Below are 26,486 nucleotides of genomic sequence, written 5' to 3' on the forward strand. Positions count from 1 at the left end.
GGAGCGCGGGCGCCGAGATGTTCAACCAACTCGCGGTCATCGGCTGTGGCCTCATGGGCGGCTCCTTCGCGCTGGCGCTCAAGCGCGCGGGCCTGGTGCGACGGGTCATCGGCTACAGCAAGTCCCCCTCCACCACCGAGAAGGCCAAGCGCCTGGGCGTGATCGACACCGCGGCCGAGTCGGCCCTGCTGGCCGTCAGCGGCTCGGACATCGTGCTGATCTCCGTCCCCGTGGCGGCGAGCGAAGCCACCTTCAAGGCCATCCGCCACCTGGTGGAGCCCGGCGTGCTGTTCATGGACGTGGGCTCGACCAAGCGGGACGTGGTCGATGCGGCCCGCCGGGTGTTGAAGGACCGCGTCGCGTCCTTCGTGCCGGCGCATCCGATCGCGGGCAAGGAGGTGGCCGGCGTCGAACACGCCGATGCGATGCTCTACGCCGGCCGGCAGGTGATCCTCACGCCGCTGGCGCAAACCGACCCGCAGCTGGTGCAAAAGGCCACCGATGTATGGGCGGCCATCGGCTGCCAGGTGCTCAAGATGAGCCCCGAGAACCACGATGCGGCCTTCGCCGCCGTGAGCCACCTGCCCCACCTGCTGGCGTTCGCCTACTTCAGCTCGATCGCCAAGCAGCCGGCGGGCAAGGACTTTCTCTCGCTGGCGGGCCCCGGTTTTCGTGACTTCACGCGCATCGCGGCGAGCGACCCGGCCGTCTGGCGCGACATCCTGCTCGCCAACCGCGAGGAAGTCCTCAAGCAGTCGATGCGCTTCCGGCACACGCTCGATGCGCTCGAGCATGTCATCCGCAGCGGCAATGCCGAGGCGCTGGAAGATCTGATCCGCAGTGCCTCGGAAGCGCGCGCGGGCTGGCAGATGAACACGCCCAAGCCCGGCGCGCTGCGCTGAGTTCCTCACCGACCGCATGTACGCGATCCCGTTCCTCGACCTGCCGCCGCTGCGCGCGGCCTCCGGCACCGTCCGTCTGCCGGGCTCCAAGAGCATCTCCAACCGCGTGCTGCTGCTCGCCGGGTTGAGCGAGGGCACCACACGCATCCACGACCTGCTCGACTCGGACGACACGCGGGTGATGATCGAAGCCCTGCGCACGCTCGGCTGCGAGGTGCGGCGGGAGGGCGTCGAGTGCGTCGTCACCGGGCTGGGCGGGCGCCTGCACACGCGCGAGGCCTCGCTCTTCCTCGGCAATGCCGGCACGGCGATGCGCCCCTTGGCCGCCGCGTTGTCGCTGCTGGCCGCGCAGGAGGGCGGCCGCTTCGAGGTGAGCGGTGTGGCCCGGATGCACGAGCGCCCCATCGGCGATCTGGTCGACGCGCTGAGCCAGATCGGCTGCGACATCGAGTATCTGGGGCAGGAAGGCTATCCGCCCTTGCGCCTGGCGGGCGGGGCGCTGCGTATCGACGCGCCGATCCGGGTGCGCGGCGATGTCTCCAGCCAGTTCCTCACCGCCTTGCTGCTCGCCCTGCCCCTGGCCAGCGCCGGGCGCGAGATCACCGTCGAGGTGCAGGGCGAACTCATCTCCAAGCCCTACGTGGAGATCACGCTCAACCTGCTGCGCCGCTTCGGCATCGAGGTGGCCCGCGACGGCTGGCAGCGCTTCGTCGTCCCCGCGGACAGCCGCTACCGTTCGCCGGGCGAGATCCATGTGGAGGGCGACGCCTCCTCGGCATCGTACTTCGTGGCCCTCGGCGCGCTGGCAGCCACGGAAGCTGCGCCCGTGCGCATCGAGGGCGTCGGCGAGGGCTCCATCCAGGGCGACATCCGCTTCGTCGAGGCTGCCGAGGCGATGGGCGCGCGCGTGCGGCGCGGGCCCAACTGCCTGGAAGTGTCGCGCGGTGCCTGGCCGCTGCGTGCGATCGACCTCGACTGCAACCACATCCCGGACGCAGCGATGACGCTGGCCGTCATGGCGCTCTACGCCGACGGGCCTTGCACGCTGCGCAACATCGCAAGCTGGCGCGTCAAGGAGACCGACCGCATCGCCGCGATGGCCGCCGAGTGCGCCAAGCTCGGCGCTCAGGTCGAAGAAGGCGCGGACTGGCTGCGTATCACCCCGCCGCAGCACTGGAAGCCCGCGGCCATCCACACCTACGACGATCATCGGGTGGCGATGTGCTTCTCGCTCGCGGCCTTCAACCCCTTGGCCGGGCAGCGCGTGCCGGTGCGCATCCTCGACCCCAAGTGCGTGGCCAAGACCTTCCCGGACTACTTCGAGACCTTCTTCGCCGTCGTGCAGGCGGACGCGTCCGACGTGCCGGTCATCACCATCGACGGGCCGACGGCGTCGGGCAAAGGCACGCTCGCCAGCCGGGTGGCGGCTGCCTTGGGCTACCACTACCTCGACTCGGGTGCCCTTTACCGAAGCGCGGCACTGGCGGCGCTGCACGCGCACGCGGACCTGGCGGACGAGGACGCGGTCGCGGCCGTTGCGGCCCAGCTCCCCCTGCGCTTCGATCCCCCCCGCATCCTCTTGGCCGGCGAGGACATCACCGAGCGCATCCGACACGAGGAGATCGGCCTGGCGGCCTCGCGCATCTCCGCGTACCCCGCGGTGCGCCGGGCGCTGCACGCGTTGCAGCTCTCGTTCCGGCGGGCCCCCGGTCTGGTGGCCGACGGACGCGACATGGGCACTGTCGTCTTCCCCGACGCCGCCCTCAAGGTCTTCCTGACCGCCCCAGCCGCCACGCGCGCCGAGCGCCGGCATAAGCAATTGATTTCTCAGGGGTTTTCGGCTAACATCGACCACCTTCGCCAGGATTTGGAGTCGCGCGACGAGCGGGATCGCAACCGCGCCACCGCACCGCTCAAACCTGCCGAAGACGCGAGGTCGCTGGACAACTCCGCGCTCAGCATCGAGGCTTCGGTGCAGCAGGTGCTGGCCTGGTGGCAGGCGCGTCGGCCGTTCTGAAGGGTGCCTTGCGCGGGTGCCCACGCCCGGGCGGCCCGCCCCGCCCCCGACGTTCGCGAGATTGGGCCCGGCCTTCCGCCCTCCCGTGCCGCGCGGCACATCCGGGGGCCGGATCTGCAACCTGACCCGCAGCCTCCCGGTTGCGATTGACCCCGCCAGCGGTGCTGGCACCTTAGGAACCTGAATGTCTCAAACCCAAACCGCCACCCAAGGGTCGGAGTCCTTTGCCGCCCTGTTCGAGGAATCGCTCAAGCGCGGTGAAATGCGCTCCGGTGAGGTGATCACCGCCGAAGTCGTGCGCATCGACTACAACTACGTGGTGGTGAACGCCGGCCTCAAGTCCGAGGCGTACATCCCGATCGACGAGTTCCGCAACGACCAGGGCGAGTTGGAAGTCCAGGTCGGCGACTTCGTCTCGGTGGCGATCGAGTCGCTCGAGAACGGCTACGGCGACACCATCCTGTCGCGTGACAAGGCCAAGCGTCTGGCTTCGTGGCTGCAGCTCGAGCGCGCGCTCGAATCCGGCGATTTCGTCACCGGCACCGTCTCCGGCAAGGTCAAGGGCGGCCTGACCGTCCTCGTCAACGGCATCCGCGCCTTCCTGCCCGGCTCGCTCATCGACACCCGCCCCGTCAAGGACATGACGCCTTACGAGGGCAAGACGATGGAGTTCAAGGTCATCAAGCTCGACCGCAAGCGCAACAACGTCGTGCTCAGCCGTCGTGCGGTGATCGAGGCCTCCATGGGCGAAGAGCGCGCCAAGCTGCTCGAGACGCTGCAAGAAGGCGCCATCGTGCACGGCGTGGTCAAGAACATCACCGAGTACGGCGCGTTCGTGGATCTGGGCGGCATCGACGGCCTGCTGCACATCACCGACATGGCCTGGCGCCGCGTGCGCCACCCCAGCGAGGTGGTGCAAGTCGGCCAGGAGCTGACGGCCAAGGTATTGAAGTTCGACGCCGAGAAGAACCGCGTTTCGCTGGGCCTCAAGCAGATGGGCGACGACCCCTGGGTCGGCGTCTCGCGCCGCTACCCGGCCGGCACGCGCCTGTTCGGCAAGGTCACCAACATCGCCGACTACGGCGCGTTCGTCGAGATCGAGCCTGGCATCGAAGGCCTGGTGCACGTCTCCGAGATGGACTGGACCAACAAGAACGTCGCCCCCTCCAAGGTGGTGACGCTCGGCGAGGAAGTCGAGGTCATGGTCCTGGAGATCGACGAGGACAAGCGCCGCATCTCCCTGGGCATGAAGCAGTGCAAGCCCAACCCCTGGGAGGAGTTCGCGCAGAACTTCAAGCGCGGCGACCGCGTCAAGGGCCCGATCAAGTCGATCACCGACTTCGGCGTGTTCGTGGGCCTGGCCTCGGGCATCGACGGCCTGGTGCACCTGTCGGATCTGTCCTGGAACGAGCCGGGCGAGTCCGCCGTGCGCAACTACAAGAAGGGCCAGGAAGTCGAAGCCGTGGTGCTGGGCATCGATGTCGAGCGCGAGCGCATCTCGCTGGGCATCAAGCAGCTCGACGCCGATCCGTTCAGCAACTACACGGCCGTCCATGACCGTGGTGCGACGGTGACCGGCACGGTCAAGACGGTGGACGCGCGCGGCGCCGAGATCCAGCTGGCCGACGACGTCACCGGCTACCTGCGTGCCTCCGAGATCTCCCGCGAGCGCGTGGAAGACGCCCGCAACGTGCTGAAGGAAGGCGACCAGGTCACGGCGATGATCATCAACATCGACCGCAAGGCCCGCAGCATCCAGCTGTCGATCAAGGCGAAGGACAACGCCGACCAGCAGGAAGCGCTGCAGCGCCTGTCGGCCGATCGCGAGACGGCCGGCACGACCAGCCTGGGCGCGCTGCTGAAGGCCAAGCTGAGCGGCGACCAGCAGAACAACGGCTGATCCAGCCCGCGTTGGCAAGCCCAGCCCCGAGATCACACGTCGAGGATATGACCCGATCCGATCTGGTGAACCAGCTGGCCGAGCGTTTCGGCCAGTTGACCCACCGCGACACCGAGTTCGCGGTCAAGACCATCCTCGACGCGATGTCCGACGCGCTCGCGCGTGGGCATCGCATCGAGATCCGGGGCTTCGGCAGTTTCTCGATCAATCGCCGCCCGCCGCGGGTGGGGCGCAATCCCCGCTCCGGCGAGCAGGTGATCATCCCCGAGAAACTGGTGCCGCACTTCAAGCCTGGCAAGGCCTTGCGCGAGGCGGTCGACGCCCACCTGCCGGTGGAGCCCGACGAGCCTTCATCGCGCAAGGCTCCCGCCGCTTCCGAGGCGACGCACAAGGCCACTTCCGCCTGAGCGCGACCTTCGGGCCACCTTCGGGCCACCTTCGGGCCATCTCGCGCCGCGGTCGCTGCCGCGACCACGCACCGCCTCTCGATCCCCTCCTTGCGCTGCTCGCGAGGCTAGAATGCCCGCGATGCGAGCCCTGGTTTGGCTCTTCCGAGCCTTTCTTTTCTTCGTGCTCTTCGCCTTCGCGCTGAACAACCAGCACGAAGTGGCGCTCAAGTGGTTCTTCGGCTACGAGTCCCGGGCGCCGATGGTGTTCGTCGTGTTGGCGGCGTTTGCGCTCGGCTGTGTGGCCGGTGCGCTCGCCATGCTGCCCAGTTGGTGGCGCCATCGCCGCGCCGCGCGATCGCACCGGCCGGCCGCCTCCGCTTCCACCACGGGCGAAACCCCCGCGCGTGGGGAGGCGGCCCCGCCCCCTTCGCCCGAGCCGCTGATGCCCCCGCGTGATGGACTTTGACTTCCAATGGTTGCTGCTCGGGCTGCCGGTCGCGTTCGCCCTCGGCTGGCTGGCCTCGCGCATCGACCTGCGCCAGTTGCAGCGTGACGAGCGTGCTTCGCCTCGCCCCTATTTCAAGGGGCTGAACCTGCTGCTCAACGAGCAGCAGGACAAGGCGATCGATGCCTTCATCGAAGCAGTGCAGCAGGACCCGGACACGACCGACCTGCACTTCGCTTTGGGGAACCTGTTTCGTCGGCGCGGAGAGTACGAGCGCGCCGTGCGCGTCCACGAGCACCTGCTCAACCGCGGGGACTTGCCGCGCGCCGAGCGCGAGCGGGCGCAGTACGCGCTGGCGCAGGACTTCCTCAAGGCCGGGCTGTTCGACCGGGCCGAGGCGGCCTATCGCGCGCTGGAGGACACCGCCTTTCGCACCGACGCGTGGCTCGCCCTGCTGACGCTGTACGAACGCTCGCGGGAGTGGGACAAGGCCATTCAGATGGCGCAGAAGCTCGAGGGTGCCGGGGCCGGCTCCTTCGCCAGCCGGATCTCGCACTGCTGGTGCGAGTTGGCGCTGGATGCCGACGCGCGCGGGGACGCCTCGGCCGCCGAGGAGGCACTGCGCCGAGCCCGCGAAGCCGCCCCGCAGGCCCCTCGGCCTCTCGTGTTGGCCGGCCAGCGCCTGGCACGCGCCGGCCGCCATGCCGAGGCGGTGCAGGAGTGGAACGAGCTCCTGGGCAGCAACCCCGCGTCGTTCGGCCTCGTCGCCTGCGATTACGCCGCGAGTGCCCAAGCCGCAGGACTGGCCCCGCAGGCGCGCGAGCGGCTGCGGGCGCTGTACGAGCGGCTGCCGTCGGTGGACCTGCTCGCGGCGTTGCGGCAGCTGGAGCCTCAAGCGCAGGCGCGGCGCGAGTGGCTGGCGTCCCAACTCGTGCGCCAGCCCTCGGTGTCGGCAGCGGTGCACCTGCTGGACGAAACCGCCCGGCAGGCACAACCCCTGTCCGCCGACGAGGTCCAGGCGCTGCACCAGGTCGTCGCTCAGACGGCCAAGCCCTTGCAGCGCTATCGCTGCGCCGCCTGCGGCTTCGAGGCCTCGCACTACTTCTGGCAGTGCCCGGGGTGCCAGAGTTGGGACAGCTATCCCCCGCGCCGGCTCGAAGACGACTGAGGCGCGGTGCTCGGCGGCCCGGAACCGGGCCGCGACCCCCGTGGAGGGGGTGAGGCGCACGCCCCCGGGGGCTAAGATAGATGGCACGGACGGCGGGCGTGCCCGCAACGAAGATCCGAGGGAGGCACGACACATGACCATCTTCCGCAGCGCGGCTCTTGCGCTGATGCTGGCCTTGCCGTGGAGCCTCGGGCACACGGCGGGTGCCGTGCGTGTGGAGTTGAACCGCGCCACGGCAGTGCAGTTGGCCGAGGTCAAGGGGCTGGGGCCCAAGCTGACACAGCGCATCCTGGACGAACGGCGCAAGGGGCCGTTTCGCGGCTGGGACGACTTCATCCAGCGCGTGCCGGGGATCGGGCCGGCCAGCGCCGCCCGGCTGTCGCAGGCGGGGCTCAGGATCGAAGGCGCGAGTTACGCGCTGGCCACCGCCTTGAAGCCCACGGCGGCGTCGGCGCAGCCGTCGGCGAACTCGCGCTGATCGGCCATCGCGGGCTCGCGGTCGGCCGGCCGGCCTCTGTCGTGCCCGGCCGCCGACGCGGGCCGCTCCCACCCGAAGAAGCGTTCGACGTCGGCACGCCGCGCCAGGGTGTCGGCGCGTCCGAGCGCGATCAGGTCGAGCACGTATTCCGGCTCGAACAGCAGATAGCTGGCCAGCACCGCGCCCCGGGTGTCGCCCGGTCGGCTGGTGACGCCCATGCCTCGCAACAACGCGCGCACCGGCGCGGGCAGCGCGCCCACGTGCCGGTCGGCGATGTCGTCCAGCCGCTGGCTGGGCGCGATGACGAGCACGTCGATCGGCCGCAGCCGCGTGCGTTCCCGCTGTTCGGGGGTCATCTGGCTCAAGGTGTGGTTGATGCGCTGCAGGCGTTCGACGTCGGTGGCGAGCGCGTCGAGAAAGATGTTCGACAGCGCATGGCCGGCGATCTGGGCGAGCGTGGGATAGTCGGCCGAGACGGGCCGCCGCTCGGCGGGCTCGTGCATGCGGCCCGCCCCGATCACGAGAATCCGCTGCGCACCGAGATGCACCGCAGGCGAGATGGGTGCGGCCTGCCGCATCGATCCATCACCGAAGTGCTCGATGTGGCCGTCGATCTCCAGCGGCACGGCGGGAAACACGAACGGGATGGCCGACGAGGCCAGCAAGTGATCACGGGTGATGCGGGTGCGCACCGCGAGGCGCTGGGTGCGCGTCCAGGGCTGGATATCCTCGCGGCACTGGTAGAAGGTGACATGGTGTCCCGAGGCGTAGCTCGACGCCGTGACGGCCAGCGCGTGCAGGTGTCCATGGCGCAGCGCGTAGTCGATGCGGCGCGTGTCCATGAGCCGGCCGAGCAGGTCGTGCAAGGGAGAGTTGTCGAGCAGCGAGCGCGGCCGCGCCCGGCGCCATCGGGCGATGAGCCAGCCGAGCGACAGCATCGACAGCCAGCGTGCCCCCGTCTGCAGGATGCCCAGCGAGTCCGCCCGGTAGACCTGCTCCGCGTGCAGCGCCGACCACACCGCGTCGAGGCTGCGCACCGCGTGCCCGAAGTCGTCGGCCCCGCAGGCCAGGCCCGCGGCATTGATCGCGCCCGCCGAAGTGCCCGCGATGATCGGGAAGGGATTGGTGGTGGGAGCGGCGGCCTGCTCGGCGATCTCCGCGATCGCGCGGAGAACGCCGACCTGATAGGCGGCGCGCGCGCCGCCGCCCATCAGGATCAGGCCGGTGCGGGTGTGAGGCGTTCCCATGCGGGCCAGTGTAGTGAGCACCCCCGCCGCCAAACCTCGGAGAAACACCGCCCGATGGCCCCAAACCCGCCCTTGAGCCGCGGCGCGGATCAGGGCGGTGCTGCGCCGGGCCCCCGCCCTCAGTCGCGATGCTTGTGCTTGTGTTTGTGGGGGTGGCCGCCGCCGTAGGGGTCGTCGCGCACGAAATAGACGGGCACGGCACAGGCGTTGTAGCGGTGGCAGTGCTTGCCCCAATTCTTCGCGTGGCCCGGGGGCACCCACATGTACACCGGCCGGGCGTAGGCGACGGGCTGCGCGATCACGACGGGCTGGGGGTAGAGCACGGCCGGCGGCTGAGGGCCGATGTCCACCCGGCCGTAGACGCCGGGCTGGCTGATCGCGATCGACACGCCCACGTCGAGGGCGTGGGCCGCGGGCGCGAACGACGCCGCGAGAAGGGAAGACAGGAACAGGACACGCTTCATGGACTGCAGGGAAAGTTGCCCATCCCCAAGCGTAACCTGGCCGGGGGCCACCAGGGCGCCCGGGTGTCGGCGAGCTGTGACTACTCGTAAACGATCGCGGCCTGCGACTCGTGCGCTCCTTGCCGCCAGCGGCGCAACGCCTCGTCGCTCGGGAAGAACCGCCCCTCGTCCCCGAGGTCCAGTTCGCCGCAGTAGCCCTCGCGCCACAGTTGGAGCCGCACCGGCAAGCCCTGGACCAGCTCGCCCTGCTCCGTCTCGACCCGCTTGGGCGGATGCTGGCGCACCAGTTCGACCACCGGCGGGGCACTGCCGTTGACCGCCACCCGCAGGTACTTGCCGAACCGGCACCGGGCGGCGGCCAGGTCCCAGACCTGCTGCACGTTCAGGCGCAGGCCGCCCGAGAAGCGGTCCGGCTGGACCTTGCCCTGCACGATCAGCAGTTCGTCGTCGCGGAACAGATCGCGGTGCGCCTCGAGCAGTTCGTCGTTGGCCACCGCCTCGATCACGTCGCTCTTGTCGTCGAGCTTGAAGATCGCGACGCGCCCGCGCTGGCCGTTGACCAGTCGCAGGTCGCTCACGATGCCGGCGAGCAGCTGCGGCTCCCGGCTGTCGATGAGGTCGGCGATCTTGCGGCGGGCGAACTGCCGCACCTCGGCCTCGTACTCATCGAACAGGTGTCCGGACAGATAAAAGCCGATCGCCACCTTCTCGTGCGTGAGGCGCTCCCTGAGGGTCCACGCCGGCACGGCCACGAGCTCGGGCTCTTGTGTCGAGGACGCGTGCGAGTCGCCGAAGTCGAAGAGCCCGCCCTGGTCCGCGTGCGCAGCCTGCGTGTCGGCGTACTCGAAGGCCAGCGAGATGCTGGCGAGCAGGCGGGCGCGGTCCGGCTCCACGGCGTCGAACGCCCCGGCCTTGATGAGCGCCTCCACCACGCGCTTGTTGACGCGGCTGCGGTCGACGCGGCCGCAGAAGTCGAACAGGCTCTTGAAGGGGCCGCCGGCCTCGCGGGCCTGGACGATGGCCTCGATCGCACCCTGCCCCGTGCCCTTGATCGCCCCGAGGCCGTAGCGCACGACCTTGTCGGCCACCGGCTCGAAGCGGTAGGTGCCGGTGTTGACATTGGGCGGTTCGAAGCGGATGCCCAGCTGCACCGCGTCGTCGTAGAACACCTTGAGCTTGTCGGTGTCGTCGATCGACACGCTCATGTTGGCTGCGACGAACTCGGCCAGGTAGTGCACCTTGAGCCAGGCGGTGTGATAGGCCAGCAGCGCGTAGGCCGCGGCGTGCGACTTGTTGAAGCCGTAACCGGCGAACTTCTCCATCAAGTCGAAGATCTCGTTCGCCTTGTCCGCGTCGATGCCGTTCTTGGCCGCCCCTTCGGCGAAGATGACCCGGTGCTTGGCCATCTCCTCGGGCTTCTTCTTGCCCATCGCGCGGCGCAGGAGGTCGGCGCCGCCGAGCGAGTAGCCGCCCAGGCGCTGGGCGACCTGCATCACCTGCTCCTGGTAGACCATGATCCCGTAGGTCTCCTTGAGCACCTCCTCCATCAGCGGGTGCGGGTAGACGACCTCCTCGCGGCCGTGCTTGCGAGCACAGAAGCTGGGGATCAGGTCCATCGGGCCCGGGCGGTACAACGCCACCAGCGCGATGATGTCCTCGAACACGCTCGGCTTGGCATCGCGCAGCATGCCTTGCATGCCGCGTGATTCCAGCTGGAACACGGCGACCGTCTTGCCTTCGGAGAGCAGTTGGAACGTCGCACGGTCGTCGAGGGGGATCTTCGCGAAGTCGAAGTCCTTCTGGTCCGGGTGGCGCCGGACGATGAACTCCTTGGCCATCTCGAGGATGGTGAGCGTCGCCAGCCCCAGGAAGTCGAACTTCACGAGGCCGATGGCCTCGACATCGTCCTTGTCGTACTGCGAGACGGCCGCATCGCTGCCCGGTTGCATGTACAGCGGGCAGAAGTCGGTGATCTTGCCGGGGGCGATGAGCACGCCGCCCGCGTGCATGCCGATGTTGCGCACCAGGCCCTCGACGCGCTCGGCCAGCGCCAGGAGCTCGGCGACCTCTTCCTCGTTCTTCTCGCGCTCCTCGATCTCGGGCGCCTCCTTGCGCGCGTAGATGAGGCCGGGGTCGGGCTTGTCGCCGGGGCGCTTCAACGTCACCGTCTTGCCCGGTGGCGCCGGAATCAGCTTGGCGATGCCGTCCACGTGCCCGTAGCCCATGCCCAGCACGCGGCCCACGTCGCGCAATGCCGCCTTCGCCGCCATCGTGCCGAAGGTGGCGATCTGCGAGACGGCCTCGCGACCGTACTTCTCCTTGACGTAGTCGATGACCCGGTCGCGGTTGCTTTGGCAGAAGTCCACGTCGAAGTCGGGCATCGACACGCGCTCGGGATTGAGGAAGCGCTCGAACAGCAGGTTGTAGCGCAGCGGGTCGAGGTCGGTGATCTTCAGCGCATAGGCCACGAGCGAGCCGGCGCCCGAGCCGCGTCCCGGGCCCACCGGGCAGCCATTGTTCTTGGCCCAGTTGATGAAGTCGGCCACGATGAGGAAGTAGCCCGGGAAGCCCATCTTCAGGATGGTGGCGATCTCGAAGTCGAGCCGCTCGACATAGCGCGGCCGCTGCCGCTCGCGCTCCTCGGCATCGGGATACAAGTGCTCCAGACGCTCTTTGAGGCCTTCGTGCGCGGCATAGCGGAAGTACTCTTCCATCGCCATGCGGCGGCCGTCGACCTCGGGCGTCGGGAAGTCCGGCAACTGCGGCTTGCCGAGCACGAGCGTGAGGTTGCATCGCTTGGCGATCTCCACCGTGTTGGCGATCGCGCTCGGGATGTCGGCGAACAGCGCCTCCATCTCGGCCTGCGTCTTGAAGTACTGCTCGCGCGTGAAGCGCTTGATACGCCGCGGGTTGGCCAGCGTCTCGCCTTCGGCGATACATACGCGCGCCTCGTGCGCCTCGAAGTCCTCGGGGGTTTGGAACTGCACGGGATGGGTGGCGACCACCGGCAGCCCGAGTTTGGCCGCGAGCGGCACGGCCGCGCGCACGTGGGCCTCGTTGCCCGGCTGGCCGTAGCGCTGCAGTTCGATGTAGAAGCGGTTGTGAAAGATGCCGGCCAGCCGCCGGGCGACGGCCTCGGCACGGCGAGGGTCGCGGGCCGCGAGCGCCTGGCCGACGGCCCCCTGCTCCGCGCCCGACAGCGCGATGAGGCCACCGTTCATCGCCTCCAGCCACTCCCACTTGAGGCACGCCTGCGCACGCTGCACGTTCTGCGTCCAGCCGCGCGCGAGCAGCTCGCAGAGATTGAGGTAGCCCTCCCGACTCTGGATCAGCAGCAGCAAGCGGCTCGGCTGGCGCTCGCCCGCCTCGGGTTCGACCCACACGTCAGCACCGATGAGGGGCTTGACGCCCTTGCCGCGGGCCTCCTTGTAGAACTTGATCGCACCGAACAGGTTGTTCAGGTCGGTGATGGCGAGCGCGACCTGCTGATCCGAAGCCGCTGCGGCCACCATGTCGTCGATGCGCAAGGTGCCGTCGACGACGGAGTATTCGGTGTGGGTGCGCAGGTGTACGAAAGCCATGCCGGGGATTGTAGGCAGGGGCTGGAGCCTAGAATGCCGCGCGTGAACCGCGTGCTCAACATTTCCGCCTACAAGTTCGTGACCTTGAGCGATTGCGCCGCATTGCGCGAGAGCGTCCGCTCACGCGCGGCCGCGCTCGAACTCAAGGGCACCGTGCTGCTCGCCGAGGAAGGCATCAACCTGTTCCTGGCCGGCGCGCCCGGGCGGATACGCGCCTTCGTGGATGAGCTGCGGGCCGACGCCCGCTTCGCCGACCTCCAGCCCAAAGAGAGCTGGTCCGACGCCGCGCCCTTCCGCAAGCTGCTGGTGAAGGTCAAGCGCGAGATCATCCGCATGAACCACCCCACGATCCGCCCCGAGCAGGGCCGTGCGCCCGCCGTCGCGCCCGCCACCTTGGCGCGCTGGCTCGCGCAAGGGCACGACGACGAGGGCCGTCCGGTCGTCACGCTCGACACGCGCAACGCCTTCGAGGTGGACGCGGGCGCATTCGACGGGGCGATCGACTGGCGCATCGAGAAGTTCAGCGAGTTTCCACAGGCCCTGCGCGCACATCGCGACGAGCTGGCAGGCAAGACGGTGGTGAGCTACTGCACCGGCGGCATCCGCTGCGAGAAGGCCGCCCTGCTGATGCAGCGCGAAGGGGTCGAGCGCGTCTACCAGCTCGAGGGCGGCATCCTCAGGTACTTCGAGGAGACAGGCGGCGCGCACTTTCGCGGTGCCTGCTTCGTCTTCGACGAGCGGGAGTTGCTGGACCCGGCCCTGGCGCCGGTGGGCTAGGCCCGGCCGGCCCCCGCCCCTCCGATTCTCCTAAGCCCGCAGGACGGCCAGCACATCGGAGTGGAACTCGCGCTGGTAGAGGATCCACACCACGACGGCCGTGCCGATCGCGAACCACCACGGCGAGAAGAACCAGCCCACCACCGCGAACGACATGTAGTAGGCGCGCAGGCCGTCGTTGAAGGTCTCGGCCGCCATGCCGACGATGCGCCCGGCGCGCTCGGCAAACTCCTCGCGCGAGGCCTCGCCGCGCTCGAAGACGCCAGGGTCGGGCGCCGAGGCCACCATCAGGGCACCGAACGTGTACTGCCTGAGCGACCACGTGAACCGGAAGAAGGCGTAGATGAAGATGCCGGTGAGCAGCAGCAGTTTGAGGTCGAACACCAGCGTCGAGGTGCGCGCGGCGAACGGGATCTCCTTGACCAACTCGGTCGCCTTCTCGCTCGTGCCCAGGAGCGCGAGCAAGCCGCCGATGATGAGGATGGTGGTCGAGGCGAAGAACGACGGGCTGGACGAGAGGTTCTGGATCACGACCCCGTCCACCACCCGCACCTCGCGGTAGGTGACCTGTCGCATCCATTCGCGCCGGTAGCGGTTGGTGGTGGCCAGGAGCGACTGCACGGACTCCGTGCGGCGCTTGGCGAAGAGCGCATAGCCGATCCAGGCGGCAAAGAACGCGAGCAGCGCGAGCCAGTCCTGCCACGGCAGGAGCGCAAGGATCTTGAAGTCGGCCAGTTGCATGGAGGCCAACTCTACGACACGCAGCGCCTTTCGGCTGCTCGGGCGAAGCCCGGCCCTGGGCGCGGGGGCAGCGGCGTGGCTGCGATCAAGGCGCCAGGTCGAACACCAGCACCTCGGCCGCGCGTGCGCCAGTCAGCCGCAGGCGGCTCTCGCCTTCGAGCTTGGCGGCGTCGCCGGCACCGAGCGCGATCCCGTTGACCTCCAACTGGCCACGCGCCACGTGCACGTAGGTCTTGCGCGCCGCATCCAGCGGCATGTCGGCGGATTCCTCGCCGTCGAAGAGCCCGACGTGCATGCGCGCGTCGGCGTGCAACTTCACCGATCCCTCGGCGGCGTCGGGCGAGGCCACCAGCCGCAGGCGCCCGCGCTTGTCGGCTTCCTCGAAGCGCTTCTGCTCGTACCCGGGAGGCAGCCCCGGCGTGTGAGGCAGGATCCAGATCTGCAGGAAGTGCGTCGTCTGCTCCGCGGCGTTGTACTCGCTGTGGCGAATGCCGCTGCCCGCGCTCATGCGCTGGACCTCGCCGGGCCGGATGACCGCGCCGTTGCCGAGCGAATCGCGATGCGCCAGGGCGCCCTCGAGCACATAGGAGACGATCTCCATGTCGCGGTGCGCGTGCGTGGCGAAACCCGTTCCCGGCGCCACCCTGTCCTCGTTGATGACCCGCAGGTTGCCGAAGCCCATGTGTGCCGGGTCGTGGTAGTCCGCGAACGAGAAGCTGTGAAAGCTCTTGAGCCAGCCGTGGTCGGCGTAGCCGCGCTCCAGGGAGCGGCGCAAGGTGATCATCGTGGTCCTTTCTGTCGCACCCTCTCATCTTGGGGAGTGCGGGGCCCAGCGCCGGCGCGCGCGCTTGATGGCATCATTCAACGGAATTGAACCCATGCCGGACCGCCGACACGCCCTCACCCCCGAAGCGCTCGCGATGATCGACGCGATCGCACGCACGGGCAGCTTCGCCGCCGCGGCGCGCGAGCTGGGCAAGGTGCCGTCGGCCCTCACCTACAGCGTGCGGCAGCTGGAAGAAGCGTTGGACGTGCTGCTGTTCGACCGACGCTCGCGCCAGGCGCGTCTCACCCCCGCCGGCGAGGAACTGCTGGCCGAAGGCCGGCGGCTGCTGCAGGAGATCGACGCCGTGGCGCACCGCGTCAAGCGCGTGGCCTGCGGTTGGGAAACACAGCTGTCGATCGCGGTGGACAGCATCCTCTCGAGCCTCACCGTCTTCGAGCTGTGCGAGGCGTTCTACCAACTCAACCCGCCGCAAGGGCCGGGCACCCGGCTGCGCCTGCTGTCGGAGGTGCTCGCGGGCACATGGGAGGCGCTCGTCACCGGCCGAGCGGATCTCGCACTCGGCATCACGGGCGAACCGAATGCCCCGGCCGGCATCACGGTGCAGCCGCTGGGCGACCTCCATCCTGTGTTCGTCGTCGCGCCGCACCACCCGCTCGCTCAAGCGCCGGAGCCGCTGACCGACGAGCTGCTGGTGCACCACCGGGCGGTCGCGGTGGCGGACTCGGCCGAACGCCTGCGCCCGCTGACGGTGAACCTGCTGCCCGGGCAGGACGTGCTCACGGTGCCCAGCGTGGCGTCGAAGTTGGAGGCGATCCTGCGCGGCCTGGGCAGCGGCTTCCTGCCCGAGCCGCTGGTGCACGGCCACGTGGAGGTGGGGCGCCTGGTGCGCAAAGAGGTGGCGCGGCCCCGCATCCCGATCCGGCTCTACTACGCCTGGCGCACCGGCAGCGTCGCGGCCTCCTCCCGGGGCGCCGGCCGCCCCGGCCTCGCGCTGCAATGGTGGATCGAACAGCTGGAGCGGCCCGCCACGCGCGCGGCCCTGCTCGAGCGTTACGGCGGCTGGCGCCATTGAGCGTCGGCACACGATCACGCATGCCCCGATACGTCGGCCGCTTCGCTCCCTCGCCCACCGGTCCGCTGCACGCCGGCTCCCTGGTGGCGGCGCTCGCCAGCTGGCTGGACGCCCGCGTCCACGGGGGCCGCTGGCTGGTGCGCATCGAGGACGTGGACCGGCCCCGCTGTGTGCCGGGGGCCGATGCGGTCATCCTGCACCAGCTGGCGGCCTGCGGACTGCACCCCGACGAACCGGTCGTCTGGCAATCCACCCGCGAAGCGCACTACCAAGCTGCGCTGGACCGCCTGCTCGCAGCCGGCTGGGCCTATCCATGCGCGTGCAGTCGCAAGGACGTGCTGCAGGCCTTGGCCGATGCGGGGATCGAGCGGCCGCGCCACGGCGAGCTGGTGTACCCGGGCACCTGCCGCGGCGGGCTGCAGGGGCGCGCCGGCCGGGCCGTGCGTGCGCTCACCGCGCGGCGTACGCCCGAGGGCTGGGAGGACATCGCCATCGACTGGACCGACCGGCGGCTCGGCGCGCAATCTCAGAATCTGACCCGCGAGGTGGGCGACTTCGTGCTCAAGCGGGCCGACGGCTTGTGGGCCTACCAGTTGGCCGTGGTGGTGGACGACGCCGCCCAAGGGGTGACCGACGTCGTGCGGGGAGAGGACTTGGCGGACAACACGCCGCGACAGATCCACCTGCAACGGCTGCTCGGCCTGCCCACACCCCGCTACCTGCACACGCCCCTGGTGCGCGACGAGCAGGGCGAGAAGCTGTCCAAGCAGACAGGCGCATCGGCCTTCGATGCCACGCGGCCGGTGGAGGCGCTGTGCGCCGCGGCCGCGGTGCTCGACCTGCACCTTCGCCCAGCGCCCTTGCCCGATCTGCTGGGCCGCGCCGTCACCGAGTGGCAGGCCCGCTGGGCGACGGGAAGCGGCGCCGCGGCGAATCACGAGCGACGACCGGGGGCATGAGGACGGGCGTCCGGCCGGCCCGCCCCCTCGCACCCACCTCCGGGAATCGACCTCAAGCCGCCAAGGGGTGCACCTGCACCGGATCGGGCAACGGCGGCAGTCCGTGCGCCGCCCGCGCCGCATTGCAGCGGGGGTTGGCGTCCCCGCCCTCGCCGTGCCGGCCGAACTGGCGGCACGGTGAAGGTCGCCGGGCGTAGATGCGGCAGGCCACGCGCGCGCCCACATCGCCATCCAGCGCGACGCAGCGCCCGCAGCCCGCCTCGGTGCCGCGCATCGCGCGCAGGTGCGGCGACACCTGCACCGTGAGCCCGTGCGGCACCCAGCCGCCGGGCGCGTCGTCCGCCTCGGACCAGTAGAACGACACCCGGAACCGCGCGCAGCAGGCGCCGCAACTCAGGCACGGGTTCTCGGCGGCCTCGCCGGGCTCGGGGTGCCAGCGATCAGCGTTGGAGGAACTGCTCCCGGTAGTGGACCAACTCATCGATCGACTCGTGAATGTCGGCCAATGCGGTGTGCTTCTGCGCCTTCTTGAAAGAAGCGGCGACGTCCGGCTTCCAGCGCTTGGCCAGTTCCTTCAGCGTGCTCACATCCAGGTTGCGGTAATGGAAGAAGGCCTCCAGTCGCGGCATGTAGTTCGCCAGGAAGCGCCGGTCCTGGCAGATGGAGTTGCCGCACATCGGCGAGGCGTTCTTGGGCACGAAGCGCCGGAGGAAGTCGATGACCTGCTCCTCGGCCTCGGCCTCCGAGATGCGGCTGGCCTTGACCCGGTCGACCAGGCCGGAGCGGCCGTGCGTGCCCTTGTTCCACGCGTCCATCGCATCGAGCACCTCGTCACTCTGATGGATCGCGAACACCGGTCCCTCGATGCGCGTGGCCAGCTGCGCGTCGGTCACGACCACGGCGATCTCGATGATGCGGTCGCGCAGCGGGTCGAGCCCGGTCATCTCCAGGTCGATCCAGATGAGGTTCTGGTCCGAATAGGGCAGTGCTGCGGGAATGGCGCCGTCGCCGCCCGCCTCGGCAGACGGCACGGGGGTCAGGTCTGTCATGCAATCTCCTTGGAGCCGGTGCGAGACGAGCCCCGAGGAGGGCTCGCGGCGCCTGCCGGCAAGAGGGTGGATTTTCCGCGATTCGGGGCCCCTTGCCCGTGGCCTTCTACACTTGCGGACTATGCAATCTGCGATCCTCTCCGGCCTTTTCGCCGTCGCCCTGCTCGCCTCGCTGGGAGTGCGGCTGTGGCTGTCCGGCCGCCAGATCCGCCATGTGGCGGCCCATCAAGACCAGGTCCCCGTTGATTTCGTGGGCACCGTCACCCCCGAGGCCCACCGGCGCGCGGCGCACTACACCATCGCGAAGACCCGCTTCGGCATGCTCACGGCCGCCGTGGGAGCCGCCGTCGTCCTCGGCTGGACACTGCTCGGCGGGTTGGACGCGCTCAACGTGGCCGTGCGCGACGCGGTGCAGCCGCGCCTGGGCGACATGGTCTACCAGCTCGCGTTGCTGACGGCCTTCGCCTTCATCGGCGCCCTCCTCGACCTGCCCTTCGAGGCCTGGAGCACCTTTCGCATCGAGCAGCGCTTCGGCTTCAACCGCATGACCTGGCGCATGTTCTTCGCAGACCTGCTCAAGGCCGCCCTGGTCGGCCTCGTGCTGGGCCTGCCGCTAGCGGCCCTCATGCTGTGGCTCATGGGTTCGGCCGGGCCGTCGTGGTGGGTGTGGGCCTGGGCGGTGTGGGTGGGCTTCAACCTGCTGGTGCTCGTGCTGTACCCCACAGTGATCGCGCCGCTCTTCAACAAGTTCGAGCCCCTGCAGGACGAGGCGCTGCGCTCGCGGGTCGAAGCCCTCATGGCGCGCTGCGGCTTCTCGGCGAAGGGCCTGTTCGTGATGGACGGCTCGCGGCGCTCCGCGCACGCCAACGCCTACTTCACCGGCTTGGGGGCCGCCAAGCGGGTGGTGTTCTTCGACACGCTGCTGGCCAAGCTCTCGCCCGGCGAGGTCGAGGCGGTGCTCGCGCATGAGCTCGGGCACTTCCGCCACCGGCATGTGCTCAAGCGCATGGTCGGCATCTTCGCCTTCAGCCTGGCGGGCTTCGCGCTCCTCGGCTGGCTGGGCGGGCAAACGTGGTTCTATACCGGCCTCGGCGTGGAGCCGAACCTCGCCGCGCCCAACCACGCGGTCGCGCTGCTGCTCTTCATGCTCGCCGGGCCGGTGTTCATGTTCTTCGTCACGCCCTGGATGGCTGCGCTCTCGCGGCGTCACGAATACCAGGCCGACGCCTACGCCTGCGAGCAAGCCAGCGGGCGCGATCTGGCCGCCGCGCTGCTCAAGCTCTACGAGGACAACGCCTCCACGCTCACCCCCGACCCGGTGTACGTGCGCTTCTACTATTCGCACCCGCCTGCCGCGGAGCGGCTGGCCGCGATGCGCCTGCACACCGGTTGATGAACTTCGCATTCACGACGAGGACCCGATGATGAACGACCTGTCCACCCGCAAATGCCAGCCGCTGGACGGCGGCCAACCGATGAGCGATGCCGAGGTGCAATCGCACCTGGCCGCCGCCCCCGGCTGGGCGCTCAACCAGGGCGCCATCGAGAAGACCTACCGCTTCCGCAACTACCACGAAACCATGGCCTTCGTGAATGCGCTCGCCTGGATCGCGCACGCCGAGGACCATCACCCCGATCTGCTCGTCAAGTACGACAGCTGCCAGGTGCGCTTCAACACACACTCGGTGGGCGGAATCTCGATCAACGATTTCATCTGCGCGGCCAAGGTGGACCGGCTGCTGGCCTGACCCGGCGCCCGCCCTCTTGCACCGTGAAGCACGTCGAACTGGATACGGGCCTGGTCGTGGCCGGACACGGCCGTCACTACGTGGTCGAGACGCCCGACGGGCGCCGGCTCATCTGCCACCCGCGCGGCAAGAAAAGCGACTGCGTCGTCGGCGACCGCGTACGCTGGCAGGCCACGCTTTCCAACACCGGCGACGAAGGCGTGATCGAGGCCATCGAGCCTCGCCGCAACCTGCTCTTCCGGCAGGACGACTTCCGCACCAAGTCGTTCGCTGCCAACATCGACCAGCTGCTCGTACTCGTGGCCACCGAGCCGGTGTTCAGCGAGTCGCAGCTCAGCCGATCGCTCATCGCCGCCGAGTCCGCCGACATCCCGGCGCGCATCCTGCTCAACAAGGTGGACCTGCCCGGGGCCCCGACTGCACGCGAGCGCCTCGCGCCCTACCGCGAGATGGGGTATGAGGTGATCGAGGCCAGCCTCAAGGCCGAGGCCGACGCGGCCCGCACGCGCCTTGCGCCCTTGCTGCAAGGCAAAGCCACCCTGGTGCTCGGCCCCTCGGGCACCGGCAAGAGCACGCTGATCAACCTGATGGTGCCCGACGCCCGCGCGCAAGTGGGCGACATCTCCCAGGCCCTCAACTCCGGGCGGCACACCACCACGACCACGCAGTGGTACTGGCTCGACTCGGAGCGCGAAAGCGCGCTGATCGACTCCCCGGGCTTCCAGGAGTTCGGCCTGCGCCAGATCGCCCCGGCGGAACTCGCGGCCTACATGCCGGACATCCGGGCCCACGCCAAGGGGTGCCGCTTCTACAACTGCACCCACCTGCACGAACCCGGCTGCGCGGTACTGGCGGCGGTGGAGGCGGGACGCATCGCAGCCTCGCGCCACCGCATCTACCGAGAGATCCACGAGGAGCTGGACCGGCCGACGTACTGAAGACCGCGCAGCCCAGCGGCGGCCGGCGCGTCAGCCGATCAAGTTGGCCAACGACAGCAGCGCCAGCAGCAGCATCCACAGCACGACCGAGCGCCACACGAGCCCGACGATGCTGCGCAGGTGCCCCAGCTCGGGCACCATGCCGCCGGTCGAGCCTTCGGCCTCGCCCGCATCGCTCACCGCGCCGGCCTCGAAGCTCTTGGTGCGGTCGGGCGTGATCCCGGGCGCGGCACTGCCGCCCAGGCGCACCCCCACCGCACCGGAGGCGGCCGAAAGGATGATGCCGTCGTTGGAGAACCGCCACAGCGCGGCGTACCGGCGCCAGCTGTCCACCGCCTCCTCGAAATTGCCGACGATCGCAAACCCGCAGGCCGTCAGGCGCGCGGGGACGTGGTCCAGCCAGCCGAACAGGCGCTGGGCCAGCTCCATCAGGCGGGCGTTGGTCGGCACCCCGATCGTGCGGCTGCGATAGGCCCAGTAGCGGCTGGAGAACTCCGCCATCCGGTACAGCACCGCCCCCGCCGGGCCGAAGCCCAGCGTGCTGAGCAGCACAAACCAGAAGAACACCCCGAACACGTGCCGGTGTGCAGCGATCAGCGAATGCTCGATCACATGCCTCAGCAGCTCGGTACGCGGCAACTCGCTCGCATCCAAGTGCCGCCATTCGGCCAACAGGCGCCGCGCCTCGACCTCGTCACCGCGTTCGAGGGCATCGCGGATGTCGGTGAAGTAGTGGCTGAACTGCCGGAAGCCGAGCGTGAGGTAGAGCACCAGCACGTTCCACACGAAGGCCAGCAAGATGCTGAACTGCGCGATCGCGTAGAAGATGAGCCAGGTCGCGAGCGCCGGCAGCAGCGCCGTCACCATCCACACGACCCAGGCATGGACGTCCTTGCCGGCGTCGAAGTTGCGCCCCGTCCAGCGCACCCACCCCATCAGGGCCTCATGCACCATGTTGCCTCGCCGCAGCGGCTTGAGCTGCTCGATCAGCAACGCGAAAAGCACCGAGAAAAAACTCATGGCCGGGATCATAGCCGCCGCGCTCGGCCGCGCCTAAGCCACTGCCCGGCCTTCGCATGCGGGCCGGGTGCCGGTCAGGCCGCCAGGAAGCGATAGAGATTGCGCAGCATCGCCGCGGTGGCGCCCCAGATGAAGTAGCGGTCGACGCCGCCGTCGGGTCGCAGCCGCTCCCACGGCATCGAGAAGAACTCGCGCCGGTCGCCGGCGAACTCGAACGCATGGCGGCGATGGTGCGCGGGCTGCATCAGGAACGCCAGGGGCACCTCGAAGACCTCGGCCACCTCGGAGGGGTCGGGGCGCACCTCGAACCCGGGCCGGACCAAAGCGACCACCGGCGTCACCATGAAGGCCGTCACGGTCGAGTAGATCGGCAACTGCCCGATCACCTCGACGTGCTCCGCCGCGAGCCCCACCTCCTCCTCGGCTTCGCGCAGAGCCGTGGCGGCGGGGTCCGGGTCGTGCGGCTCGGCCCTCCCGCCGGGAAAGCTGATCTGGCCGGCATGGTCGCGCAGGTGCTCGGTGCGGCGCGTCAGCAGCACGGTGAGTTCGTCGCGCATCACCAGCGGCACCAACACCGAGGCATGCGCCGGCTCGCGCCCGCCGAGGCGCCGCTCCGCGCTCACCTCCGGCTGCCACGCCGGCGGCGCCCGAAAGCGCTCCCGCAACCGCTCGGGTTGCAGGCGCTCGGCCGGCACCGGCGGCAGGTGGGCATCCACGCCGATGACGGGCACTTGCTGCGGGTCCAGGATCAATGCCATGGGCGGTGCGAAACGAAAAAGCCGCCTGCGCGGTGGGCGCGAGGCGGCTGCGGGAAGGACAAGCCGGGAGCCTTCGAAGGCTTTAGGCCAGCTTCTCCTTGATGCGGGCCGACTTGCCGCTGCGCTGGCGCAGGTAGTACAGCTTGGCGCGACGCACGTCGCCGCGGCGCTTGACTTCGATCGAGGCGATCAGCGGGCTGTACAGCTGGAACGTACGCTCGACGCCCTCGCCGCTGGAGATCTTGCGCACGATGAAGCTGCTGTTCAGGCCGCGATTGCGCTTGGCGATCACCACGCCCTCGTAGGCCTGCACGCGCTTGCGGTTGCCTTCGACGACGTTGACGTTGACGACCACCGTGTCACCGGGGGCGAATTCGGGGACGTTCTTGTTGAGCCGGGAGATTTCTTCCTGCTCGAGCTGACGGATCAGATCCATGGTTTCTCCTGTGATCGTGCCGCGCCGCAAACCTTCGAAGAGCTTGTGAGAGGCTGCCTGGGATGAAGCCGCCGGCGCCCCGCCGGGGCACCCGCAAGCCTCACCCCGGCCGCCATGGGCGGGTAGAGGATCGAAAAGCCTGCGATTATAGCCGAGCCAAGAAGCGCTCGTCTTCGGTGCTGAGGAGACGCGCCGCCCGGGCCGCCTCGATCAGGTCCGGCCGGCGCTCGGCCGTCAGGCGCAGCGCCTGCTCCCGGCGCCAGCGCGCGATCTGGGCATGGTGGCCCGACAGCAGCACGGCCGGCACCGGCAAGGGCCCCTCATCCGTCTCGAGCACCTCCGGGCGGCTGTAGTGCGGGCAGTCCAGCAACCCGTCGGAGAAGCTGTCCTGCTCGTGCGACTGGGCGTCGTTCAGCACACCCGGTTGCAGCCGCGCGATCCCATCCAGCAGGGCCAGTGCCGGGATCTCGCCGCCCGAGAGGACGAAGTCGCCGAGGCTGAGTTCCACGTCCACGTGGCGGTCGATGAAGCGCTGGTCGATGCCCTCGTAGCGCCCGCAGACCAGGATCGCTCCTTCGCCGGATGCCCATTCGCGCAGGAGCCGCTGGTCGAGGCGACGCCCGGCGGGCGAGAAGGACACGACCGGCCCCGCTGGGGCGCCCGAGGCGCGCCGCGCCTCGCGCACGGCGGCCAACGCCCGCTCCAACGGCTCGACCAGCATCACCATGCCGGGCCCGCCGCCGTACGGCCGGTCGTCCACCCGCCGGTAGTTGTCCAGCGCATGCTCGCGCAGCGGCCACAAGTGCACGTCCACCTGTCCGCTCTCGTAGGCGCGGCGCGTCACCCCTTGCGTCAGGAAGGGCTCGAAGAGCTCGGGGAACAACGTGATGACGTCGAATCGCATCGGGCGAGCAAGCGGCAGATGAACGGCCCGCAAGGGGGCAGGAGGTGGCAGGCGGGCCGCCCGGCAGGGGCGCTCAGTAATCGAGACCCCAGTCTGCCACGATGCGGCGGGCGGCCAGATCCACCGAGTCGATGTAGGCCGACACGAAGGGAATCAGCCGCTCGATCGCTTCGCCGCCGGGCACTTCGGCCTGCACGCGCAGCACGCAGTGCGGACCGGTGTCCAGCAGATCCGTCACGCGCCCGAGCGCGGCCCCCTCGCGGTTGACGACTTCCAGACCGATCAGGTCGACCCAGTAGTACTCGTCCTGCGCGGCGGTCGGAAAGCTGGCGCGCGACACGAAGACCCGCGCCCCCTTGAGCGCCTCGGCCGCAGTGCGGTCGGGCAATTCCTGCGCACAGGCCACCACCCAGTCGCCGTGTTCACGGGCGTGGGTGATCTTGAGCAGGCGGGGAATCGGACCTGCCGCCGGCGCGCCGGGCTTGGCGGCGGGCCGCGGGCCGTTCGGCGGCTGGAGGAACCAGCGGCGTGAGGAAAACAGGGCCTGAGGATCGGCCGAGTAGGGCTGGACCTTGATCCAGCCCTTCACCCCCCAGGCGTCGACGATGCGACCGACCTCGACAGCATCGTCGGGCCACGCCACCTCGTCGTCGGCTGCGCCAGGCCAGGCGGACACGGCATCAAGGCAGGCGTGTGGAAGCGAGCTCAGGCGGCCGGGGTGGCTGCCTTGGCTTCCTTCACGAGACGGGCGACGGTGGGCGACAGCTGCGCACCGTTGCTCAGCCAGTACTCGACGCGATCGTGCGCCACGCGCAGCTTCTCGGCGGCGCCGGAGGCCACGGGGTTGTAGAAGCCCACACGCTCCAGGAAGCGGCCGTCGCGGCGGTGACGCGAGTCGGCAGCGACGATGTTGTAGAACGGGCGCTTCTTGGAGCCGCCCCGTGCGAGTCGAATCACGACCATGATGTTTTCCTTCGAAATTCTCGTTGGGCGCGATGCACCAGGAGACACACAGGCGCTCGGCAGCCGGATCGCTAGGTCAGCACCGTAGATACGTGCTGCCTGAGGCAAAGCCCGGCAGCCGGCGCTGAGAACCCGAAATTATAGCGTGCAGCCGCACCGCCCAAGCGTGGCTCCTTGCGCCGGGCTGGAGCCGTTGTCGTTACAGTAGCGCTCCCATGAATGCGACCTTCCCCACCGGCTCTGCGGCGCGGCCGTACAAGTCCAAGACGCTCGCCACCTGGATTGCCGTCCTCGGAGGCAGCCTGGGGCTGCACCGCCTTTACCTGCATGGGCTGCGCGACATCCTCGGTTGGCTGCACCCGCTGCCCACTGCGCTGGGCGTGATCGGTGTGCAACGAATGATCGAGTTCGGCCAGGACGACCGGCTGTCGTGGGTGCTCGTGCCGCTGCTCGGCCTCATGATCGCGCAAGGCATGTTCTGCGCGATCCTCTACGGCCTCACGCCGGACGAGAAGTGGAACGCGCGCCACAACCCCCAGGGCCCCGAGCACCGCACGGGATGGGGCGCGGTGATCGGCGTGATCGTCGCGCTCATGGTGGGCGCCGGCGTGCTGATGGCGACCATCGCCTACGGCTTCCAGCGCTACTTCGAGACGCAGATCGAGGAAGCCCGCAAGATCAGCCAGTGACGGGGCGCAGACAGCGCCCCGCCCTTGGCGCGGGCGCGTCAGAAGATCTGCAGGCCGACCCAGTAGAACACCGCCGCGATGAAGGCCGACGCCGGGATCGTGAAGATCCAGGCCCACACGATGTTGCCAGCCACGCCCCAGCGCACCGCGGAGGCACGCCGGGTCGAGCCGACGCCGACGATGGCGCCGGTGATGGTGTGCGTGGTGGACACCGGGATGCCCAGCCCCGTGGCCAGGAAGAGCGTCATCGCCCCGCCCGTCTCGGCACAGAAGCCGCCCACCGGCTTGAGCTTGGTGATGCGCTGCCCCATCGTCTTGACGATGCGCCAGCCGCCGAACATGGTGCCCACCGCGATCGCGATGTAGCACGCCCAGATCACCCAGGTCGGCGGCGCCGTGTCGGTGGCGGCGGCGTAGCCCGAGCCGATCAGCAGCATCCAGATGATGCCGATGGTCTTCTGCGCGTCGTTGCCGCCGTGGCCAAGCGAATACAGCCCCGCCGAGACGAGCTGCAAACGGCGGAACCAGTTGTCCACCAGCAACGGCGAGGTCCGCCTGAACAAGTGTGCGACGACCACCATCAGCAACGAACCCAGCAGGAAGCCGAGCAGCGGCGAGACGAAGATGAAGGCCACCGTCTTGAGGATGCCCGAGCCGATCAGCGCGCTCGAGCCCGCCTTGGCGAGCGTGGCCCCGACGATGCCGCCGATCAGTGCATGCGAGGAGCTCGACGGGATGCCGTAGAACCACGTGATCACGTTCCACGCGATCGCGCCGATCAGTGCCCCGAAGACCACATAGTGGTCCACCACGCCCGGCACGACGATGCCCTTGCCGACCGTGGCCGCGACCTTCAGATGGAACACGAAGATCGCGACGAAGTTGAAGGTGGCGGCGAACAGCACCGCCTGCTGCGGCTTGAGCACCCCGGTGGAGACGACGGTGGCGATGGAGTTCGCGGCATCGTGGAAGCCGTTCATGAAGTCGAATGCGATCGCGAGCGCGACCAGCATCACGACGACCCAGAAGCCGACCTGTACTGCGTCCATGGAGC

The 26,486-nt window shown here is 69.3% G+C and carries 28 protein-coding genes; 14 read left to right on the forward strand and 14 right to left on the reverse strand.

All coding sequences use genetic code 11. The features are described from left to right. Nucleotides 1–17 precede the first annotated feature (17 nt). The 7 genes from OMP39_RS10720 to OMP39_RS10750 all read left to right on the forward strand — a co-directional run bounded on the left by OMP39_RS10720 (nt 18) and on the right by OMP39_RS10750 (nt 7,299). Nucleotides 18–902 (forward strand): prephenate dehydrogenase, encoded by an 885-nt coding sequence (locus OMP39_RS10720; protein ID WP_264891716.1) that lies wholly within the window; start codon nt 18–20, stop codon nt 900–902. Between the two features lie 16 nt (nt 903–918). After that, on the forward strand, nt 919–2,919 hold the full coding sequence (locus OMP39_RS10725) for a bifunctional 3-phosphoshikimate 1-carboxyvinyltransferase/cytidylate kinase (RefSeq protein ID WP_264891717.1): 2,001 nt from the start codon (nt 919–921) through the stop codon (nt 2,917–2,919). Nucleotides 2,920–3,103: 184 nt separating this feature from the next. Further along, nucleotides 3,104–4,819: a 30S ribosomal protein S1 gene (gene rpsA, locus OMP39_RS10730; RefSeq protein ID WP_264891718.1), complete on the forward strand. Its 1,716-nt coding sequence runs from the start codon at nt 3,104–3,106 to the stop codon at nt 4,817–4,819. Between the two features lie 47 nt (nt 4,820–4,866). After that, nucleotides 4,867–5,226, forward strand: coding sequence for an integration host factor subunit beta (locus OMP39_RS10735; protein WP_264891719.1), 360 nt, complete (start codon nt 4,867–4,869; stop codon nt 5,224–5,226). A 121-nt stretch (nt 5,227–5,347) separates the two neighbouring features. After that, nucleotides 5,348–5,674 carry a LapA family protein gene (locus OMP39_RS10740; protein ID WP_264891720.1) on the forward strand — a complete coding sequence of 109 codons (327 nt, stop codon included), beginning with the start codon at nt 5,348–5,350 and terminating at the stop codon, nt 5,672–5,674. Continuing rightward, entirely contained in the window at nt 5,664–6,821 is a 1,158-nt protein-coding gene (lapB, locus tag OMP39_RS10745; RefSeq protein ID WP_264891721.1) for a lipopolysaccharide assembly protein LapB, read from the forward strand. The genes OMP39_RS10740 and lapB overlap by 11 nt, the downstream gene beginning before the upstream one ends. Nucleotides 6,822–6,954: 133 nt before the next feature. Continuing rightward, on the forward strand, nt 6,955–7,299 hold the full coding sequence (locus tag OMP39_RS10750; RefSeq protein ID WP_264891722.1) for a ComEA family DNA-binding protein: 345 nt from the start codon (nt 6,955–6,957) through the stop codon (nt 7,297–7,299). Here the strand turns inward: OMP39_RS10750 and OMP39_RS10755 are convergent. The 3 genes from OMP39_RS10755 to dnaE all read right to left on the reverse strand — a co-directional run bounded on the left by OMP39_RS10755 (nt 7,233) and on the right by dnaE (nt 12,591). Then, nucleotides 7,233–8,546: a patatin-like phospholipase family protein gene (locus OMP39_RS10755; protein WP_264891723.1), complete on the reverse strand. Its 1,314-nt coding sequence runs from the start codon at nt 8,544–8,546 to the stop codon at nt 7,233–7,235. The two genes, OMP39_RS10750 and OMP39_RS10755, sit on opposite strands and share 67 nt — an antisense overlap. Nucleotides 8,547–8,665: 119 nt before the next feature. Next, on the reverse strand, nt 8,666–9,010 hold the full coding sequence (locus OMP39_RS10760) for a hypothetical protein (protein ID WP_342454856.1): 345 nt from the start codon (nt 9,008–9,010) through the stop codon (nt 8,666–8,668). 80 nt (nt 9,011–9,090) lie between these two features. Further along, a complete protein-coding gene (gene dnaE, locus OMP39_RS10765; RefSeq protein WP_264891724.1) occupies nt 9,091–12,591 on the reverse strand; it encodes a DNA polymerase III subunit alpha in 3,501 nt (1,166 codons plus the stop codon). Nucleotides 12,592–12,633: 42 nt separating this feature from the next. On the opposite strand from dnaE, the gene OMP39_RS10770 reads away from it, so the two are divergent. Beyond that, the gene (locus tag OMP39_RS10770) at nt 12,634–13,368 is read left to right on the forward strand and encodes a sulfurtransferase (protein WP_264894536.1); all 735 of its coding nucleotides are present in this window, start codon (nt 12,634–12,636) and stop codon (nt 13,366–13,368) included. 30 nt (nt 13,369–13,398) lie between these two features. Here the strand turns inward: OMP39_RS10770 and OMP39_RS10775 are convergent, their stop codons facing one another. Both OMP39_RS10775 and OMP39_RS10780 read right to left on the reverse strand, forming a co-directional pair. Next, entirely contained in the window at nt 13,399–14,109 is a 711-nt protein-coding gene (locus tag OMP39_RS10775) for a DUF599 domain-containing protein (protein WP_264891725.1), read from the reverse strand. An 85-nt stretch (nt 14,110–14,194) separates the two neighbouring features. Then, on the reverse strand, nt 14,195–14,893 hold the full coding sequence (locus tag OMP39_RS10780) for a pirin family protein (RefSeq protein WP_264891726.1): 699 nt from the start codon (nt 14,891–14,893) through the stop codon (nt 14,195–14,197). 94 nt (nt 14,894–14,987) lie between these two features. Here OMP39_RS10780 and OMP39_RS10785 point away from each other — a divergent pair, with 94 nt between their 5' ends. Both OMP39_RS10785 and gluQRS read left to right on the forward strand, forming a co-directional pair. Then, nucleotides 14,988–15,968 carry a LysR substrate-binding domain-containing protein gene (locus OMP39_RS10785; RefSeq protein WP_264891727.1) on the forward strand — a complete coding sequence of 327 codons (981 nt, stop codon included), beginning with the start codon at nt 14,988–14,990 and terminating at the stop codon, nt 15,966–15,968. A gap of 20 nt (nt 15,969–15,988) precedes the next feature. Beyond that, nucleotides 15,989–16,927, forward strand: a complete 939-nt coding sequence (gene gluQRS, locus OMP39_RS10790; RefSeq protein ID WP_264891728.1) for a tRNA glutamyl-Q(34) synthetase GluQRS — start codon at nt 15,989–15,991, stop codon at nt 16,925–16,927. Between the two features lie 52 nt (nt 16,928–16,979). On the opposite strand, the gene OMP39_RS10795 is transcribed toward gluQRS, so the two are convergent. Together OMP39_RS10795 and orn are read right to left on the reverse strand one after the other, a co-directional pair. Next, nucleotides 16,980–17,408: a YkgJ family cysteine cluster protein gene (locus OMP39_RS10795; protein ID WP_264891729.1), complete on the reverse strand. Its 429-nt coding sequence runs from the start codon at nt 17,406–17,408 to the stop codon at nt 16,980–16,982. Further along, complete coding sequence (gene orn, locus OMP39_RS10800; RefSeq protein WP_264891730.1) at nt 17,368–17,976, reverse strand: oligoribonuclease; 609 nt, start codon at nt 17,974–17,976, stop codon at nt 17,368–17,370. Before orn ends, OMP39_RS10795 begins: the two co-directional genes overlap by 41 nt. 121 nt (nt 17,977–18,097) lie before the next feature. On the opposite strand from orn, the gene OMP39_RS10805 reads away from it, so the two are divergent. From OMP39_RS10805 to rsgA, 3 genes are read left to right on the forward strand one after another with little or no spacing between them, the layout of a single operon-like run. Next, nucleotides 18,098–19,369, forward strand: coding sequence for a M48 family metallopeptidase (locus OMP39_RS10805; protein ID WP_264891731.1), 1,272 nt, complete (start codon nt 18,098–18,100; stop codon nt 19,367–19,369). A 31-nt stretch (nt 19,370–19,400) separates the two neighbouring features. Next, nucleotides 19,401–19,724, forward strand: a complete 324-nt coding sequence (locus OMP39_RS10810; protein ID WP_264894537.1) for a 4a-hydroxytetrahydrobiopterin dehydratase — start codon at nt 19,401–19,403, stop codon at nt 19,722–19,724. 23 nt (nt 19,725–19,747) lie between these two features. Continuing rightward, nucleotides 19,748–20,662, forward strand: a complete 915-nt coding sequence (gene rsgA, locus OMP39_RS10815; protein WP_264891732.1) for a ribosome small subunit-dependent GTPase A — start codon at nt 19,748–19,750, stop codon at nt 20,660–20,662. A gap of 30 nt (nt 20,663–20,692) precedes the next feature. Here the strand turns inward: rsgA and OMP39_RS10820 are convergent, their stop codons facing one another. The 6 genes from OMP39_RS10820 to rpsP all read right to left on the reverse strand — a co-directional run bounded on the left by OMP39_RS10820 (nt 20,693) and on the right by rpsP (nt 24,743). Further along, entirely contained in the window at nt 20,693–21,682 is a 990-nt protein-coding gene (locus OMP39_RS10820; protein ID WP_264891733.1) for a CobD/CbiB family protein, read from the reverse strand. Between the two features lie 74 nt (nt 21,683–21,756). Further along, nucleotides 21,757–22,440 (reverse strand): CoA pyrophosphatase, encoded by a 684-nt coding sequence (locus tag OMP39_RS10825; protein WP_264891734.1) that lies wholly within the window; start codon nt 22,438–22,440, stop codon nt 21,757–21,759. An 82-nt stretch (nt 22,441–22,522) separates the two neighbouring features. Continuing rightward, entirely contained in the window at nt 22,523–22,876 is a 354-nt protein-coding gene (gene rplS, locus OMP39_RS10830; protein ID WP_264891735.1) for a 50S ribosomal protein L19, read from the reverse strand. Nucleotides 22,877–23,021: 145 nt separating this feature from the next. Continuing rightward, nucleotides 23,022–23,780 carry a tRNA (guanosine(37)-N1)-methyltransferase TrmD gene (gene trmD, locus OMP39_RS10835; protein WP_264891736.1) on the reverse strand — a complete coding sequence of 253 codons (759 nt, stop codon included), beginning with the start codon at nt 23,778–23,780 and terminating at the stop codon, nt 23,022–23,024. Between the two features lie 73 nt (nt 23,781–23,853). Further along, a complete protein-coding gene (gene rimM, locus OMP39_RS10840; protein ID WP_264891737.1) occupies nt 23,854–24,456 on the reverse strand; it encodes a ribosome maturation factor RimM in 603 nt (200 codons plus the stop codon). A gap of 29 nt (nt 24,457–24,485) precedes the next feature. Further along, nucleotides 24,486–24,743 (reverse strand): 30S ribosomal protein S16, encoded by a 258-nt coding sequence (gene rpsP, locus OMP39_RS10845; protein WP_264891738.1) that lies wholly within the window; start codon nt 24,741–24,743, stop codon nt 24,486–24,488. A gap of 215 nt (nt 24,744–24,958) precedes the next feature. On the opposite strand from rpsP, the gene OMP39_RS10850 reads away from it, so the two are divergent. Further along, the gene (locus tag OMP39_RS10850) at nt 24,959–25,432 is read left to right on the forward strand and encodes a hypothetical protein (RefSeq protein ID WP_264891739.1); all 474 of its coding nucleotides are present in this window, start codon (nt 24,959–24,961) and stop codon (nt 25,430–25,432) included. A 38-nt stretch (nt 25,433–25,470) separates the two neighbouring features. Here OMP39_RS10850 and OMP39_RS10855 read toward each other — a convergent pair whose 3' ends face one another. Then, nucleotides 25,471–26,481: an inorganic phosphate transporter gene (locus OMP39_RS10855; protein ID WP_264891740.1), complete on the reverse strand. Its 1,011-nt coding sequence runs from the start codon at nt 26,479–26,481 to the stop codon at nt 25,471–25,473. Nucleotides 26,482–26,486 lie beyond the last annotated feature (5 nt).

The organism is Schlegelella aquatica, from assembly GCF_026013905.1.
Classification (GTDB): Bacteria; Pseudomonadota; Gammaproteobacteria; order Burkholderiales; family Burkholderiaceae_C; genus Caldimonas; species Caldimonas aquatica.

Coding starts and splice junctions, on each gene's coding strand:
- OMP39_RS10720 (WP_264891716.1), top strand. CDS start 18: ATGTTCAACCAACTCGCGGTCATCGGCTGTGGCCTCATGGGCGGCTCC.
- OMP39_RS10725 (WP_264891717.1), top strand. CDS start 919: ATGTACGCGATCCCGTTCCTCGACCTGCCGCCGCTGCGCGCGGCCTCC.
- rpsA (WP_264891718.1), top strand. CDS start 3,104: ATGTCTCAAACCCAAACCGCCACCCAAGGGTCGGAGTCCTTTGCCGCC.
- OMP39_RS10735 (WP_264891719.1), top strand. CDS start 4,867: ATGACCCGATCCGATCTGGTGAACCAGCTGGCCGAGCGTTTCGGCCAG.
- OMP39_RS10740 (WP_264891720.1), top strand. CDS start 5,348: ATGCGAGCCCTGGTTTGGCTCTTCCGAGCCTTTCTTTTCTTCGTGCTC.
- lapB (WP_264891721.1), top strand. CDS start 5,664: ATGGACTTTGACTTCCAATGGTTGCTGCTCGGGCTGCCGGTCGCGTTC.
- OMP39_RS10750 (WP_264891722.1), top strand. CDS start 6,955: ATGACCATCTTCCGCAGCGCGGCTCTTGCGCTGATGCTGGCCTTGCCG.
- OMP39_RS10755 (WP_264891723.1), bottom strand. CDS start 8,546: ATGGGAACGCCTCACACCCGCACCGGCCTGATCCTGATGGGCGGCGGC.
- OMP39_RS10760 (WP_342454856.1), bottom strand. CDS start 9,010: ATGAAGCGTGTCCTGTTCCTGTCTTCCCTTCTCGCGGCGTCGTTCGCG.
- dnaE (WP_264891724.1), bottom strand. CDS start 12,591: ATGGCTTTCGTACACCTGCGCACCCACACCGAATACTCCGTCGTCGAC.
- OMP39_RS10775 (WP_264891725.1), bottom strand. CDS start 14,109: ATGCAACTGGCCGACTTCAAGATCCTTGCGCTCCTGCCGTGGCAGGAC.
- OMP39_RS10780 (WP_264891726.1), bottom strand. CDS start 14,893: ATGATCACCTTGCGCCGCTCCCTGGAGCGCGGCTACGCCGACCACGGC.
- OMP39_RS10785 (WP_264891727.1), top strand. CDS start 14,988: ATGCCGGACCGCCGACACGCCCTCACCCCCGAAGCGCTCGCGATGATC.
- gluQRS (WP_264891728.1), top strand. CDS start 15,989: ATGCCCCGATACGTCGGCCGCTTCGCTCCCTCGCCCACCGGTCCGCTG.
- OMP39_RS10795 (WP_264891729.1), bottom strand. CDS start 17,408: ATGAGTTGGTCCACTACCGGGAGCAGTTCCTCCAACGCTGATCGCTGG.
- orn (WP_264891730.1), bottom strand. CDS start 17,976: ATGACAGACCTGACCCCCGTGCCGTCTGCCGAGGCGGGCGGCGACGGC.
- OMP39_RS10805 (WP_264891731.1), top strand. CDS start 18,098: ATGCAATCTGCGATCCTCTCCGGCCTTTTCGCCGTCGCCCTGCTCGCC.
- OMP39_RS10810 (WP_264894537.1), top strand. CDS start 19,401: ATGAACGACCTGTCCACCCGCAAATGCCAGCCGCTGGACGGCGGCCAA.
- OMP39_RS10820 (WP_264891733.1), bottom strand. CDS start 21,682: ATGAGTTTTTTCTCGGTGCTTTTCGCGTTGCTGATCGAGCAGCTCAAG.
- OMP39_RS10825 (WP_264891734.1), bottom strand. CDS start 22,440: ATGGCATTGATCCTGGACCCGCAGCAAGTGCCCGTCATCGGCGTGGAT.
- rplS (WP_264891735.1), bottom strand. CDS start 22,876: ATGGATCTGATCCGTCAGCTCGAGCAGGAAGAAATCTCCCGGCTCAAC.
- trmD (WP_264891736.1), bottom strand. CDS start 23,780: ATGCGATTCGACGTCATCACGTTGTTCCCCGAGCTCTTCGAGCCCTTC.
- rpsP (WP_264891738.1), bottom strand. CDS start 24,743: ATGGTCGTGATTCGACTCGCACGGGGCGGCTCCAAGAAGCGCCCGTTC.
- OMP39_RS10850 (WP_264891739.1), top strand. CDS start 24,959: ATGAATGCGACCTTCCCCACCGGCTCTGCGGCGCGGCCGTACAAGTCC.
- OMP39_RS10855 (WP_264891740.1), bottom strand. CDS start 26,481: ATGGACGCAGTACAGGTCGGCTTCTGGGTCGTCGTGATGCTGGTCGCG.